We start from the raw sequence: 14129 nt of genomic DNA on the forward strand, positions 1-14129 counted from the left end.
TCGGGAAGCTGGTGTGGTCCTCGGTGTGTCGGGGCATACGGGTTATCGGTGGTTGCTGATGCTGGCGGGGTAAAAGCACAATTGCAGACCAAAGCGCTGTTCATCGTCGGCCTCGGCTGACCCTCGAGGAACGTAACGGGATCCAAGATGGTGTGCCCGGGGTGACTCGATCCGCTCGATCGCACGCCGGCTGGGCCGGGTCCCTTCAACAGTGATGCGCGAGATCGATCGTAACGGGGTGTTTCGGGGACCGGACGGTATCGGGTGCGGTATACGTTCAGCGCCGGTGGCGTGGAGGCTGGCCATCGGCGGTCGTGTCGAACTGGAAGTCCATCTCCCAGATGACATCCGGCCGGATCAGTGACAGCGCACCAACGGTGACACCAACACCGGTTAACCTCTTCTTCCTCCGGCGCGGCGGGTTCTTCCTCCGGCGCGGCGGGACCCGGTTGATTCGATCGGTTCGTGTCGGTCCGTCGTCGGGGCGATGTCGGTGGAGCGTTTGAGCGGGTTTGCCTTGGTGGAAGATCGCTCCTGCTCGGACAAGGGCAACCAGATGGGGTGCGTTGACGGCACGCCATCGGGCTTGTGCGGCGTCGATCAGCTTGTAGGCCATCGCAATCCCCGCTGCACGAGAGCCGGGACCCTTGAGGACGTTGGTGCGCCGCCGCACCGTGGCAAATGTCCACTCAATCGGCTTCGTGGTGCGCAGATGTATCCAGTGTTCGGCCGGGTACTTGTAGAATTCCAGCAGCACATCGGTATTATCGACGATCTTAGCGACTGCCTTGGGATACTTGGCGCCGTGGTCGATGTCAAAGACCTTGATTGCACCCTGGGCCTTGTCGATGCCCTCGGCGTTGTAGATGTCCTTCATCGCCGCCAACTCAGCCGGATGTGCTGACTTCGATAGCGCGACAACGCCATTCGCCTTCTTATGAAACCAGCACCGCTGCCCACGCGTCGCGGGAGCACCTCCCGCACCGCCTTCCAGAACTTGAGTGCGCCGTCGCCGACGGCCAGCACCGGGGCGGCCATTCCACGGCGACGGCAATCCCGCAGCAGATCAGCACATGACTCGGTGGATTCCCGGTACCCGTCGGTGAATGCGACAAGTTCCTCGTGGCCATCGGCACGCACCCCGAGCATAACCAGGAAACACAGCATTTCCTGCTCGAGACCGACTTTGAGGTGGATGCCGTCGACCCGCAGGTACACGTAGTCGCTGCCGCGTTGCCCGAAGTCCTTGGCCTCGTCCTGCCACTGCTGGTCAGCCGGGTGATCATCGTGGCCGACGAGTTGTGGCGCGAGCTCCTGGCCTCGCTCAAGGCTCGCGGCCTGATTTTCGATTTCGCGATAATCAGGAGCCGTGACGTCGTGGGTATGCCCTGAGTCGGGGGTCTCGCAGCCGGGTCGTCGAGGGTGGGGTGCTGAGTTGGACGTTGTCGAGCAGAACGCGAAACACGGTGTCCTTTATGGCGCAGTCACTCGATCGAACGCGGCAACGAGGGTCCAGTCGTCAAGGCTCTGATGCAAGCCGAACCCACCGTCTTGGCGATCCACCAGGTCAGCTGAAGAACTGGCGCTTGCGCCGCAGATCCTCGTCGACGTTGACGGCGCACCACGTGCGTGAAGTCCAGCCTCCTCACGTCCCACGCAAGGTATGGTGCGGACTAACGCCGAACTTGCGCCGATAGGTCGAAGCGAATCGGCCAAGATGACCAAAGCCCCACTTCATCGCAATGTGGGCCACGGTCACATCATACGGCGACGACGCCGCCAGTTCTGCGTGTGCACGATTCAGACGAACTTCGCGCAGATACGTCAGCGGCGGAAGTCCGATTTGCCGCCTGAAGCCTTCCTGGAGAGCGCGAACTCCTATACTCACCTCGCGAGCAAGATCGGTGGTGGTCCAACTCTGTTCGGGATGCTCCTCGATAAGGTCGACTGCCGCCTTTACCGCCTTCGACGGCGGCGCCGCACGCTCGGCTTCGAGAACCATTGCATGGTACTGAGGTTGGGCGAGTAAGAACCCATGCATGATCAAATGTTCGAAATGTCGCCCCGTCATCGGGTGGTGAACGATGCTCTCGGAGAGAGAGCACTCTTTATACAAAAACGCAAGCAGCGCTAACCAGGTTCGGCTGCTTTCCGAAGTAAGGTCTATGTTGTGCGAAAGGTTCAGCGGCCGTGCTATGGGACGTCCTAGCAGCCCCTCCAGCTCCAACTCAAGATCCGCTCGGCTGAACTTCACGCATAGCTGGGCGCAATCGGCGGGCCATAGGATGCCCGCCGGGCGGCTTGGCAGGAATACCCACGCTTGCCTGGGTGTTGCTAGGCCCTTCTGCGAGCCGCACCAGGACTCGGCGTGGCCGGAAAGTGGGACGTTGATGTGGTAAGCATCCAATTCAGTCGAATTATCGAGCTCGACATCTGCTCCGTACCGGAGGTATCCGACCGTTACGGCACCGATTCGGGCGGCACTGAGCCGAGCGTCCAATAACCGATCCGTCCCAGAGAACCGGAGCCGGTGCGGGGTGAAGACCTGCGACGCGAGGCGTTCTGCCGCGTCTAGCTGTTGCGTGTGAACGCTCTCTTGCCTACCGAAGTACGGCTCGGCAATTCTCGCCACACTCTTCATTGGCCGAACATTCCTTCCTCTTCCCGCGAACTGTGCGGACCCACCTCCTCCCTCGACCACTGTCGAGGGAGGAGGTGGGGAGAATACGGTGTGCTGCGTCACACTAGCGGGCTGCATCGACGACCATAGCGCCTAGGGGGTTCTCTGTCCAGCAGAGGGGTCCTCCGACCATGTCGGGGTCCCATCGTCAGAGTCACGCTGTTCGACGTCAAGACCCCAGGTAGGGACGCTGACGTTGAGGCACCCCAAAATGGATCAACGTTCATGTGAAGCGTGGCGGCCTGCCTGTCGATGGCCAAGTTGAAGGATCCGCTGGTGGGCAGTTAAAAGGTATCCAACCCTTGCAGTAGTTCTTAGGTTGTTTTGGGGGTTCCCCCTTCGGGAGGAATTGTCAATACCTGTGGATCGGCGTGTTTCAGGCGACCTCCGTTCCGGCTTGCTGATCGCCGTCTGAGGGCGGTGTCGGTGGGGTGATTTCGGTGGGGCGTTCGAGCAGTTTGCCCTTGTGGAAGACCGCGCCGGCGCGGACCAGGGCGACCAGGTGTGGTGCGTTGACGGCACGCCAGCGGGCCGCGGCGGCGTCGATGAGCTTGTAGGCCATGGCCAGACCAGCCGCACGTGATCCCGGCCCCTTGGTGACCTTGGTTCTCAAACGTACTGTGGCAAAGGTGCTTTCGATCGGATTTGTCGTGCGTAGGTGGATCCAGTGCTCGGCGGGATAGTGGTAGAACTCCAGTAGGGTGTCCAGATCGTCGGTGATCTTGGCGACCGCCTTGGGGTACTTGGCCCCGAAGTCGACCGTGAAGGCCTTGACCGCGACCTGGGCCTTGTCGATATCCTCGGCGTTGTAGATCTCCTTGAGCGCCGACAACGCCGACGCGTGCGCTGATTTCGGCAGGGCGGCAAGCACATTGGCTTGCTTATGAAACCAGCACCGCTGTTCTTTGGTGGCCGGGAACACCTCGCGTACCGCTTTCCAGAAGCCGAGTGCGCCATCGCCGACGGCGAGCACGGGTGCGGTCATGCCGCGTCGTTTACAGTCGCGCAGCAGATCAGCCCACGACTCGGTCGATTCCCGGTAGCCGTCGGTGATCGCCACGAGCTCTTTGCGGCCGTCCGCGCGCACGCCGAGCATCACCAGCAGACACAGCTTTTCCTGGTCCAGGCGGACCTTGAGGTGGATGCCGTCGACCCACAGGTAGACGTAATCGGTGCCCGACAGGTCCCGGGCGGCAAACGCGCGGGCCTCGTCCTGCCACTGGCTGGTCAGCCGGGTGATCGTGGTGGCCGAGAGCCCGGCACCCGAGCCCAGGAACTGCTCCAGAGCGGGGGTGAAGTCGCTGGTGGACAGCCCGTGCAGGTACAGCAGCGGCAGCACTTCGCTCATCTGCGGTGACTTGCGTGCCCAGGCCGGCAGGATCGCCGAGGAGAACCGTTTCCGTTCACCGGTGTCGGGGTCGACGCGTTTGTCGTTGACTCGCGGTGCTTTCACCTCAACTGCCCCGGCTGCCGTCAGCACCTCGCGGGCCTGGTGATAGCCGTTGCGGACCACCAGCCGATGCCCCTTCTCATCGAGCTGATCGGCGAACTGGGCCACGTAGGCGGCGACCTCAGCCTTCAACGCGGCGGCCAGCATCTGACGGGCGCCGTCGCGGACGATCTCGTCCAACAACGACCGACCAGCACCGCCAGTGCTTTCGTTGGCCTCGATGGCATCGTGAACTACGGTGAGCATGGGCGTACCTTCCCGAACCAGCGCGCCAACGCCGGCTCATGATCGGACCTTCGGATATTCAGATCATCCTCGGGAAGGTGCGCCCACTTTCACGCCCCCTCACCGAGGCTCATCCACAGGTTCTGATCATTGCTCCTCCCCAGGGGCCGACCCCTTCGGTGTTGAGCGTCTTTCATGCGGTAGGAGTCGCCGTCGGTGATGACGACGGTGGCGTGGTGCAGGAGGCGGTCGAGGATGCTGGCGGCGGTGGTGTGCTCGAGCAGGAACCGGCCCCATTGTTCGAAGGGCCAATATGAGCTGATGCGGGGATCGGCGTTCGTAGGCGCCGGCGACGAGCCGGAACATCAGTTTGGTGCGGTGTCATCGAGCGGGGCGAAGCTCAGTTCGATGATCTATGCCGCCTTCGACATAGGTCGATTTATGCCGACCCCTCAACTATGCCGACGACGGCGTGATGACCGGCTGAGGCGCTTCGTGGACCGTTTGGAGCAGTCCGGGCAGTCCGGGCAGTCCACGATCACGGTGACCAATGCGCTGACGTGGTCGCAAAAAACCCAAGCACGACCGGGAAGTTCGGTGCGATCCAAGCGGATGACCGCAGTCCGTGGATTCGCCCGTTGCCTCAGCGGCATCGACCCGTCCACCGAAGTGCCGCCGCAGGGCTTGGTGACCAGCCGCCAGCGGTGGCGCCCGCCGTTCATCTACACAGCCGCCGCCATCGCGATGCTTGCTCGCGACAGCAGCGGCGATGCCGTCACTATTGCGCAGCGCGACGTATTCGACGTTGTTCGGGCTGTTGGCCGCCACCGGGATACGTGTCGGTGAAGCGTTGACACTCGACCAAACCGACATCGACTGGAATCAGGAGGTTCTGCTGATCCGGCAATCGAAGTTCGGCAAGTCACACAAATGTCCCCGTCACGAACAGCACTTCGACGCCTTGCGCCGATACGCACTACTGCGCAATAGTTCCGACCGGTCAAAGGAAACGACAGCTTCTTCGTTTCGCTGACCGGCCGAAGGCTGATCTACGTCTCGGTCTTCGAGGTATTTCGTAACCTGCGCCAGAGCACTGGACTGGGCATCACCTCGACGACCACACCAGCATCCACGATCTACGCCACACGTTCGCGGTCGCCGTGTTGTTGGGGTGGTGCGCGCGACGATGGGAATGTCGCTGCTCGCCTTCCCTGGCTGTCAACGTATTTGGGCCATCGCGATCCACGCTCGACCTACTGGTACCTCTCGGTTGCACCCGAGTTGTCGGCCTAGGCCGCCGATCGCCTCGAACGGCTCCGCGGGACGGTGCCGTCACGACCGACATCGCTGCCACGCTGCAATCCTTCTTCACCGAACGGTTGACCACACAACGCCAAGCCAGCGAACACACCATTGCCTCCTGCCGCGATAGCTGTCGTCTGCTACTGGAGTTCATGCAACGGCGAACGGGCACGTTGCCATCGCGGTTGCAGTGGAGAGCGGCCTCGATGCCGACGTGGTGCCGGCGTTCCTCGATCACCTCGAAGCCCACCGCCACAACTGCCCACGCACCCGCAACGCCGCCTCACCGCGATAAGATCGCTGTTCGTCTACGCCTCGCTGCGCCACCCCGGGCACGCCGCCTCGATCAGACCGAGGCAACCGCACTGTTGGCAGCCCCAGATCGCACCTGGACCGGCCAGCGTGATTACACCCTGACTTCTGACCCCGTACCGTAAGCGCAGTGCCGTTGCGGTGCTGCGTGAGCGGTTCGGGGTTTCGCAGCGCCGTGCCTGCGCGGTCGCTGGCTGGCAGGTAGACAACAGGCGGATCCGCGGGCTTTGGTGTGAGGAGGGCCTGCGGGTCCTGCAGCGCCGGAGGAAGAAGCGGTTAACCCGTATTGGTGTCGCCGTTGGTGCGATGTCACTGATCCGGCCGCATGTCAGGAGATGGACTTCCGGTTCGACACGACCGCCGATGGCCGCACCCTGAAGATACTGCACGTGATCGACGAGTTCACCCGCGAGCCCCTCGCGATCGACGCCGATCGTGCTACCGACGTCGACGTCGACGGCGTTGTCGATGTCGTGAATCACCTGGCCCCCCAACACAGGGCGCCGAACTATGCGCGGTTCGACAACGGCGCTGAGCTCGTGGCGCACGCAGTCATTGATTGGTGCCGATTCCACAGCACCAGTTCTCTTTTCACCGATCCTGGCTCGCCGTGGCAGAACGCCTGGATCGAGTCGTTCAACGGCAGGCTCCGTGACGAACTGCTCAACGTGTGGCGTTTCGACTCTCTAAGGGAAGCCCACGTGATCATCGAAGACTGGCGCTGCGACTACAACGCCAACCGACCCCACTCCGCCCACAGCGAACTCGCCCCAGCAGAGTTCCCCCTACAGTGGACCACGACCCATCAAGCCCAAGCCGCATAGCGACTGGACCACCAAACGGGTCCCCCTCACGTGGCGCGGGGCGGTCCGCCAAGCGGAGCTCACCGAGCGATCCGGGCCGTGCACACCTCTTCCCGGGGAACACCTACGGCGCTTACAAGGTTTATTCCGAACTCACGCTCGGATTGGAGCGGAAGTCCGCCCCAGCCAGATCGAGATGCCGGTAACCCGTGCGCCCATCAAGAGTCTGCCGGGGCACCCGTCGTCCACGCAGTCGACAAGCCTCCCACGCCTACTGATCTTGTCGCGCGGGCGCTTATTCACCCGGCTTCAAATCGGCTGCGGGTCACAGTTATCGGCGTCGTCGCACATACTGCGAGGGCAAGGTGTATCGCACGCGAATCGTGCTGCAAACGTTCTCCCGGCGGGTGTTTGGCTGGTGCCCAACCCGTGGACCAGAACCAAGCATGGCCACGCCACCGAATCTCGGGGTCCACCTGACTTTTGATCGCCGTTGCGGCAACGCCGCAGATTTTCAAGGCGAACCGAAATACTCGCGCGTGGGAAAGCAGACGATCGCTTACCGAATCCTCCAGGCCTCCTGAAGCTAATGCTTGGAGCCGATCTCCGCGAATCTCTTGCTCAAGTCTCCCTCACCCGACCCTCTCCGACTCTTTGGTCGACAACTCTATAGGCCCTTAGCGGACTGGTTCGACATAGCGACGTGTCGTCTAGAAGCCAGGTCCTTCGCGATTAACAGTGCGACTCACACACGCGAAAACCCATGTCTTCGAGGGAATGCAGTGATCGACATCGAGGCGAAAATCGGCTCGTCTAGGACCGAGGTGTTCGGAATCCGCAGCACCTGCTCTACGTCGAAGTCATTTCATCGGCACTCGCGGGGCCGTCACGGCATCGCCAAGTTGCGCGGCTCCATCGGAGAGGACGCCAATATCCAGAGTCGCGCGTTCGCCAATCAGGCGACGACCCAGATGCACCTCTTTTACCGCATTCACTCCGAGAGTAGCCACCAGCGCGGTGCCGTGTAAGTAGTAGGCGGTGAACGCATCCGAGGAGAGGCTGCCCCGTGTGAGAACCCGGTCTGCACGTTGGGGAGATCCGGCGACCTGAACGTTCGAGCCGAATTGGTCGGACCAGAACCACGGCACCTCCACCATGACATCGCCGGATCCCATCATGGCACGCGCAGCCGCGATACCCTGGTGCTGCGCATTCTGCCAGTGCTCGACTCGGGTTCGACCCCCAAAGATGGGATCCGGGCGCCTTGCGACATCCCCTGCCGCATATACGTGCGGTGCGGAGGTCGTACAGCGCTCATCGACCTCCACACCGTCTGCGACCCGCAGTCCGGCGGCCGCAGCCAGTTCGACGTTCGGATCGACGCCCACTCCGATCACAGCCACGTCGACGTCCCATGCGCGGCCATCGGTGGCAGTGATCCGAACCCCGCCGGCCGCCGTGCACAGCTCTGCGATTGGCACGTCTGTCATCACCGCCACTCCACATGTGGCGTAAAACTCGGCAAACATCGCGCCCACCGTGTGACCAAGTGTGCGCTGAAACGGCGCAGGTGCAGCTTCGAACATGATAACTTCGCAACCCAGTGCGCGGGCGCTCGAGGCGAGTTCAGCGCCAATAAATCCGCCACCGACGACGGCGACCGTAGCGCCCGGGACTAGTTGCGACCTAATAGCAAGAGCGTCGTCGAGCGTGCGCAGCGCGCACACCCGCTCCGATCTCACGCACAGCCGACCGGGCCAGCGGATCCGTGCACCGGTAGCCAGGAGGGCGAGATCAAAATGAATAACCTCTCCGGAAGCCAACCGAATAGTGCGGTTTGCGGCGTCAAGGGCGTCGACCCGGGCGCCGAGTACTAGATCGACACGGTTGTCGCTATACCAGGACGGCAACCTTAGTGAGCAGTCACTGACGCTGACCGCTCCAGTTATGATGCCCTTCGACAGCGGGGGCCGATCGTAGGGGGGATGATCTTCTTCCGAGAAGAGAAGTACCTTCCCGTCAAAGCCCTCCGCGCGTAGTGTCTCGGCGGCGTGAATCGAAGCCAGTCCCGCTCCGATCAGCACAATTGTGTCGCGTGTCATTTCGGGGGTTCGGCAGCTCGGATGCTGATAGCTCCGGACGGGCATTCCTGCGCAGCCGCGCGGGCGACCCCTTCTAGAGCGAGGGGAATGTCACCTACCAGTGATTCAGCCTTCCCGGCTGAGTTGATGACAAAGATCTCTGGCGCGGCGTCCGCGCACAAGCGATAACCACAACACCGGCGTGGATCGATTTCAGCATGGATCATTAGTCCGTTCCTCACTTGCGTACGCTGTTTAGGAGATCGGTGGGCCCGGTGGTCCGATGCGCCGACTGATCGTCTGTAGTTCGGTGTAGGCGTCGATGCTTGCTGGCGAGAACTCTCGACCCATTCCGCTACTCTTCACCCCGCCGAAGGGCGCCCGCGGATCGAGTGACCTGAAGCTGTGGCTATTTACGAACACCGAGCCCGAATCCAACCGACGCCCTAGCTCGAAGGCCCGCTCTTCGTTCTGCGTCCAGATTGAAGCTGCTAGACCGAACGCGGAAGAGTTCGCGGCGATGTTGATCACTTCGTCGACGTCGGTGTAGCGAATGATGGGGACGGTGGGACCAAATTGTTCCTTCGCCACGATCGACAGCGATGGATCGGCGTTTGTCACCACACTGGGCATCATGTAATGACCGTGATCCCATGCCGCAGTGTCCAACTTCCTGCCGAGCGTCGTCACGGTAGCATGTCCGGCGACCGCCTCCTCAAGGACCTTCTCGACGCTGCGCAGTTGCGCCGAGTTGTTCAGTGGACCCATTGTGGTCCTGGGGTCGTCACCGGGCCCGACAGCGATGGCATCAACGGCCGCCGCAAAGGCCTCAACGAAACGGTCATGAAGATGGTTGGGCACGTAGATTCGCTTAAGGCCGAAGCACACCTGCCCGGTCGCGGCGAAGGCGCCCTCGGCCATACGACGAACGGTCTCCTCACCGAGGTCGACGTCCTCGAGAAGGATCGCCGGATCGTTTCCCCCGAGCTCCAACGTGACGCGCTTTATGTCCCGGGCCGCCGTCGCCATCACCTTCCGACCCGTTTCCGTGCCGCCAGTGAACCCGATCTTACGTATGAGCGGGTGCGCTACAAGCGCCTCCCCAGCGGTGTCGCCGCCGGTGATCATGTTCAACACCCCGGGGGGAAAGTGTTGCTGGACAGCGCGAATCACTTCAGTGAGTACGAGCGGTGAGTACTCCGACGGCTTCAGCACCACAGTGTTGCCGGCCACCAAGGCCGGAGCAATCTTCATGAACGCCAACACCACTGGGAAGTTCCATGGGGTGATCGCTGCGACCGGGCCCATGGCGCGACGGCGGATTAGAGTCGAGCCGCCAGTATCTCGGATGATCTGTTCCTGAAGGGCTCCTGCAGCAATTCCGGCCGTGTAGCCGCAAATGCCGGAGGCGAATTCGAGGTCTATGTGCGATTCCTCCAGCGTCTTGCCATTCTCCCGACTGAGCACTGGTGAGTACTCTTCGATCATGTCGTGAATCGTGGCGGCGGCCGCGACGAGCGCCGCTTGACGTTCTTCGAGAGGTCGTGCTGACCATGCCGGGAAAGCCGCGTCGGCAGCTCGCACCGCTTCGTCGACCTGCTCGGAACCCGCGTCGGGCACGGTGCCGAGTTCCACTCTGGTGTCCGCTGGGCTGACCACGCTGATCAGGCGATCCGCGGTTTCCTCGCGGCCGTTGATGATGAGTTTAGCTTCAATCATCGGTCTCTCGTTTCTGCTGGTTCGCGGTGGTGTTCGGGCAGGCAAATATCGACCAATACATCTGTGCGCGCAGTTCAAGAGGCTGCTGACGCCGAAGCGGCGCGGCCCTCGTCGGGGTCGTTCGTAGAAGCCGGACTTTGAAGCTTCGTCGCCATCTCGGCCCAACGTTTTCCGTACCGCTGGGCGGATTCGACGACTGATACGGGAACATGCACAAAGGGCGGGCGGGCCGCACCCGCGCGTCCATAGCCTGCCGCGTCGATCGCCACTTTCCACCACGCTGATTGCATGGCCTGGAACTCCTCCATCGTGAGACCCAACGAGCGCATCGGCTCCTGCATCTGATCGGCGATAGTCGCTGCTGCCGTCCAATCGCTACGCTGGCAGGCATCACGCAATGCCAGCGATGGCCACGGGCCCATGCAAACGTCGATGCTCCAACCGCCCACTGCTCCGAACATCATCGCGGGATACATCAACTGGTCTAGGACGAGAACGGCCATCTTGTCCTCTACAGCCTTGATAGCTCCGATGACATTGAAGATGTCCATCGACGTCTGCTTCAGGGCGACAACGTTGGGGATCTGTGCCAACTCGCGAAACATGCTTGGCGTCAGCGTGATCCTGAATGCATGAGGATTTTGGTAGATCATCACGGCCATCTCGGGAACTGCAGCGGCCAGATCTTTAAAGTACTGGACCGCATTGTCCGGTGTCTGCGGCAGGTACATTGGTGGCCCCGACATGATCCCGTCCGCGCCCAGGTCGGCGATCATGCGTGCGCGCGCTATCGAATCGCGGGTGTTAAGGGTGCTTGCGCCTATGAATACCGGCACCCGTCCATTGACGGTCTCCACCACGGTCGCCACGAGTGTTCGGTATTCGTCTCCGGTCAGGGTGTGAGATTCGCCAGCACTGCCTGAGGTCACGATTCCATCAACCCCGTCGCGCACTAATCGGTCAACCAGATCGGATAACGCCTCTGTGTCGACGGTGTCGACGGCATTCACGTCGGCCGCGTCAGGCGTTCCGGGCGTTGGGACGAACGCCCACAGACCTCGCATGTCAGATGGTTCGAGTCGGGCTCTTGTCATATCAAACGTCCTTTCGACGATCTGTGTAGGGGGTTCCCCATCCACTTGCGCGACGTCAATGGCCCGGACCGTAGGGGTCTTGGAGCAGCCGCGAGACACTTTCCTTGCTTTGCCACGCCAGACTCTCGAGCTCTAGGGGGTCGAGCTGGATACGGAAGCCGAGGCGGGGACTGGCAATCTCCAAGCGCTCTCCGTTGCGAGTGTAGATTTTCTCGACGGTGACGACGGCGAATTCGTTTGCAATGGTCGTTGCCATACTGGGGTCCCCGGTCACGGCTGCGCCTTTCTGGCCGTTATGTGATTCAGAATCAACGGAACCCACTAAAAGAAATGGGCAAGATTGTGAGTACCGAGAACGGCGTGATCGAGCACTACCCGTCGTCTCGCTAGTCGCAGACCCATCTGACCACGCCGGATCACGTCTTGGCGTTCAGCGGATATGAGGTCGTGCTGGGGACTGTCGCCTCTATTGCGGAACAGAAGAAGATTGGAACGGACATCGTATTCGTCTGTTCCGGCCTTAGGGCTTACCCGCACGTTCGACACGTGCCGTCGGACCCGCGAGGGTGGATCTTCCGCCCATGCGTATTCGGTGTCCAGACGCAGTACCCGCAGCTGCAAGCCTAGGAAATCGTCATCCCAATGGGTCATTGCTGTTGAAGTTCCATCGCCATTGGCGCGCTCTCTACTTAGGCGCACCGGGATGATGTATCGAATGTCTTCAGAGCACATCTCCAGCCACTTGTGAAATTCGCCGTCGTCTAGCAGTTCCGCTTCTGCGAACAGGAAGTCTTCCATCTCGCTTCGTAGGAATAGTTGCTGTTCGACATTTGCTACCATGGCACACCATCCTTGGTATATAGATGAGAATTGGTTTCAGGCCGATTGATTTCTTGGTGCTTCATGAAGCCACCTCTGCGCCCTCGTCCAGGCTCTGTGCGCGAAGTTTGGGTTGTGAGCCATTTCCGCTCGTGTCATCGCCCGAGTCGGTGAGCAACTCCAGCACGCGGCCCCAGAATTCGCGTTGATTGCGCTCCGCGTATCCGCTTGACAAAGGACGGCCGGGCCCATTCCACGTGTCGTCGCTGGTCAGGATGCCGAGTCCCATTTCGAAGTTGAGCATCTGGCTGCCTGCGAGAATCCCCTGTGTTCCCGCAGTGATAGAGCGCCAGACCTCGGCGTCGTCCTGCTCGAACACACCAGAAATGCCGAAGGTGCGGACGTAAATCTCGTATGACTGCTGTTTGAACTCTTCGGGGGCGTCCTTCTCGACGAGAAACCACGACCACACTTCCATCTTGTCGTGGGACAGCGGACGCCATAGCCGGAACGTCAATATCGGCAACGGCATTGACATGTTGTCCTTACCGATGGTGACGTTCAGGAACGACATATTGGGGAAGACCGTGCCGTGAATGAACGCGGTGCCCTGAAGGATGTCTGCATGCTCTTGATCGCCGTACGCCTCGACGAGTCCGTCGACGACCTCTTGTGGATAGTTCATAAAGGGCGGCATCGGCTGCCCGGGTGGCACACCGAGTACACCGAGACCGTGACCGTTGGCGAGACTGATGTGCGCCGGCTCCGAAGCGAACTTTGGATCGGGCGGAGCCAGACCCAGTTCGACCGCCGAACGGTGCGTCATCAACGTGTGGTAGGCGTCTCCGACAAAGTTGTCCGCACCGAGTTTCCAGTTGGAGTCGATGATCCACCGCTGGGGCTCACCTCGGACCTCCAGTCCACCCTTGGTCTTCTTGGTGATCAGGTCCAAATACCACGCCATATCACCCAGGTAGTCGACAAGAGGTTCTGCCTTTTCGTCGAGGCAACCGAAAATCAATCCACCGTAGTTCTCCAAGCGCGGAACTGGGGTCAGACTCCACATGTCCTTATCCATCTCGACGCCGTAAACCTCATCTTGCGCCGGTACACCCGCTAAAGTCCCGGTATTGCGGTAGGTCCAGCCGTGATAGGGGCAGCGGAAGTGTGATGTGTTGCCCATCTCTGTGCGACACAGCATTGTTCCGCGGTGCCGACACGAATTCGCCATCGCCCGCACTTCGCCGTCCTCGCCGCGGACGACGATTATCGAACCGCCACCCAGATATCGCACCACGTAGTCCCCCGCCTCGGGTACCTCCGTCTCATGGGCCAGGAACTGCCAACACCGGCCGAAGACTCGCTCAGCTTCGAGCTTGTAGAGTTCAGCGTTGGCAACTAGTCCGGCAGGTAGACGGCCCTTTGCCAGACCTTCTATCCCCGCTGCGATCAGTTGCTGGATATCGTTCTTGTCTCCGACGGTAGTCATGCGATCTCCTAAATTTCTCGGACTGGGCTGGGCTACTTGATGGCTTCCTGGTTCGGCTGATCTCGCGGAAGTTTGCTACTGATATTCCAGTTTCAAATCGCTTTCGATCTCGGCAAGACGCTCCTGCGCCTTACCAATGCTCATCATCTTCTTCA

The 14129-nt window shown here is 61.1% G+C and carries 10 protein-coding genes and 4 pseudogenes; 2 read left to right on the forward strand and 12 right to left on the reverse strand.

The window, feature by feature from the left end; translation table 11 throughout:
- Positions 1 to 298: 298 nt before the first annotated feature.
- From RCP80_RS25480 to RCP80_RS25500, 5 genes and pseudogenes are all read right to left on the reverse strand, one after another.
- Positions 299 to 421: pseudogene (locus RCP80_RS25480) on the reverse strand (IS3-like element ISMyma8 family transposase); the annotation flags it as partial.
- A pseudogene (locus RCP80_RS25485) lies at positions 394 to 1295 on the reverse strand (IS256 family transposase); the annotation flags it as partial. The pseudogenes RCP80_RS25485 and RCP80_RS25480, both read right to left, overlap by 28 nt.
- 350 nt (positions 1296 to 1645) lie before the next feature.
- Positions 1646 to 2641 (reverse strand): AraC family transcriptional regulator, encoded by a 996-nt coding sequence (locus RCP80_RS25490; RefSeq protein WP_308480334.1) that lies wholly within the window; start codon positions 2639 to 2641, stop codon positions 1646 to 1648.
- 415 nt (positions 2642 to 3056) lie between these two features.
- Positions 3057 to 4376, reverse strand: coding sequence for an IS256 family transposase (locus tag RCP80_RS25495; protein WP_064961518.1), 1320 nt, complete (start codon positions 4374 to 4376; stop codon positions 3057 to 3059).
- 89 nt (positions 4377 to 4465) lie between these two features.
- Positions 4466 to 4762: pseudogene (locus tag RCP80_RS25500) on the reverse strand (ATP-binding protein); the annotation flags it as partial.
- Between the two features lie 362 nt (positions 4763 to 5124).
- Here RCP80_RS25500 and RCP80_RS26030 point away from each other — a divergent pair.
- Both RCP80_RS26030 and RCP80_RS25510 read left to right on the forward strand, forming a co-directional pair.
- Positions 5125 to 5388 (forward strand): tyrosine-type recombinase/integrase, encoded by a 264-nt coding sequence (locus tag RCP80_RS26030; RefSeq protein ID WP_373693561.1) that lies wholly within the window; start codon positions 5125 to 5127, stop codon positions 5386 to 5388.
- A 686-nt stretch (positions 5389 to 6074) separates the two neighbouring features.
- A pseudogene (locus RCP80_RS25510) lies at positions 6075 to 6793 on the forward strand (integrase core domain-containing protein); the annotation flags it as partial.
- 839 nt (positions 6794 to 7632) lie between these two features.
- On the opposite strand, the gene RCP80_RS25515 reads toward RCP80_RS25510, so the two are convergent.
- From RCP80_RS25515 to RCP80_RS25545, 7 genes are all read right to left on the reverse strand, one after another.
- The gene (locus RCP80_RS25515; RefSeq protein ID WP_308480336.1) at positions 7633 to 8874 is read right to left on the reverse strand and encodes an NAD(P)/FAD-dependent oxidoreductase; all 1242 of its coding nucleotides are present in this window, start codon (positions 8872 to 8874) and stop codon (positions 7633 to 7635) included.
- Positions 8871 to 9080 (reverse strand): ferredoxin, encoded by a 210-nt coding sequence (locus RCP80_RS25520; protein WP_308480337.1) that lies wholly within the window; start codon positions 9078 to 9080, stop codon positions 8871 to 8873. The genes RCP80_RS25515 and RCP80_RS25520 overlap by 4 nt, the downstream gene beginning before the upstream one ends.
- Before the next feature lie 28 nt (positions 9081 to 9108).
- Positions 9109 to 10572, reverse strand: a complete 1464-nt coding sequence (locus RCP80_RS25525) for an aldehyde dehydrogenase family protein (protein WP_308480338.1) — start codon at positions 10570 to 10572, stop codon at positions 9109 to 9111.
- A gap of 74 nt (positions 10573 to 10646) precedes the next feature.
- A complete protein-coding gene (locus RCP80_RS25530; protein ID WP_308480339.1) occupies positions 10647 to 11582 on the reverse strand; it encodes a dihydrodipicolinate synthase family protein in 936 nt (311 codons plus the stop codon).
- A gap of 139 nt (positions 11583 to 11721) precedes the next feature.
- On the reverse strand, positions 11722 to 11922 hold the full coding sequence (locus tag RCP80_RS25535) for a dihydrodiol dehydrogenase (protein WP_308480340.1): 201 nt from the start codon (positions 11920 to 11922) through the stop codon (positions 11722 to 11724).
- 65 nt (positions 11923 to 11987) lie between these two features.
- Positions 11988 to 12506, reverse strand: a complete 519-nt coding sequence (locus RCP80_RS25540; RefSeq protein ID WP_308480341.1) for an aromatic-ring-hydroxylating dioxygenase subunit beta — start codon at positions 12504 to 12506, stop codon at positions 11988 to 11990.
- A gap of 61 nt (positions 12507 to 12567) precedes the next feature.
- Entirely contained in the window at positions 12568 to 13974 is a 1407-nt protein-coding gene (locus RCP80_RS25545; RefSeq protein WP_308480342.1) for an aromatic ring-hydroxylating dioxygenase subunit alpha, read from the reverse strand.
- Positions 13975 to 14129 lie beyond the last annotated feature (155 nt).

Origin of the sequence: Mycolicibacterium sp. MU0053 (genome assembly GCF_963378095.1) — a bacterium.
In the GTDB taxonomy this organism is placed as follows: Bacteria; Actinomycetota; Actinomycetes; order Mycobacteriales; family Mycobacteriaceae; genus Mycobacterium; species Mycobacterium burgundiense.

Coding starts and splice junctions, on each gene's coding strand:
- RCP80_RS25490 (WP_308480334.1), bottom strand. CDS start 2,641: ATGAAGAGTGTGGCGAGAATTGCCGAGCCGTACTTCGGTAGGCAAGAG.
- RCP80_RS25495 (WP_064961518.1), bottom strand. CDS start 4,376: ATGCTCACCGTAGTTCACGATGCCATCGAGGCCAACGAAAGCACTGGC.
- RCP80_RS26030 (WP_373693561.1), top strand. CDS start 5,125: ATGCCGTCACTATTGCGCAGCGCGACGTATTCGACGTTGTTCGGGCTG.
- RCP80_RS25515 (WP_308480336.1), bottom strand. CDS start 8,874: ATGACACGCGACACAATTGTGCTGATCGGAGCGGGACTGGCTTCGATT.
- RCP80_RS25520 (WP_308480337.1), bottom strand. CDS start 9,080: ATGATCCATGCTGAAATCGATCCACGCCGGTGTTGTGGTTATCGCTTG.
- RCP80_RS25525 (WP_308480338.1), bottom strand. CDS start 10,572: ATGATTGAAGCTAAACTCATCATCAACGGCCGCGAGGAAACCGCGGAT.
- RCP80_RS25535 (WP_308480340.1), bottom strand. CDS start 11,922: ATGGCAACGACCATTGCAAACGAATTCGCCGTCGTCACCGTCGAGAAA.
- RCP80_RS25540 (WP_308480341.1), bottom strand. CDS start 12,506: ATGGTAGCAAATGTCGAACAGCAACTATTCCTACGAAGCGAGATGGAA.
- RCP80_RS25545 (WP_308480342.1), bottom strand. CDS start 13,974: ATGACTACCGTCGGAGACAAGAACGATATCCAGCAACTGATCGCAGCG.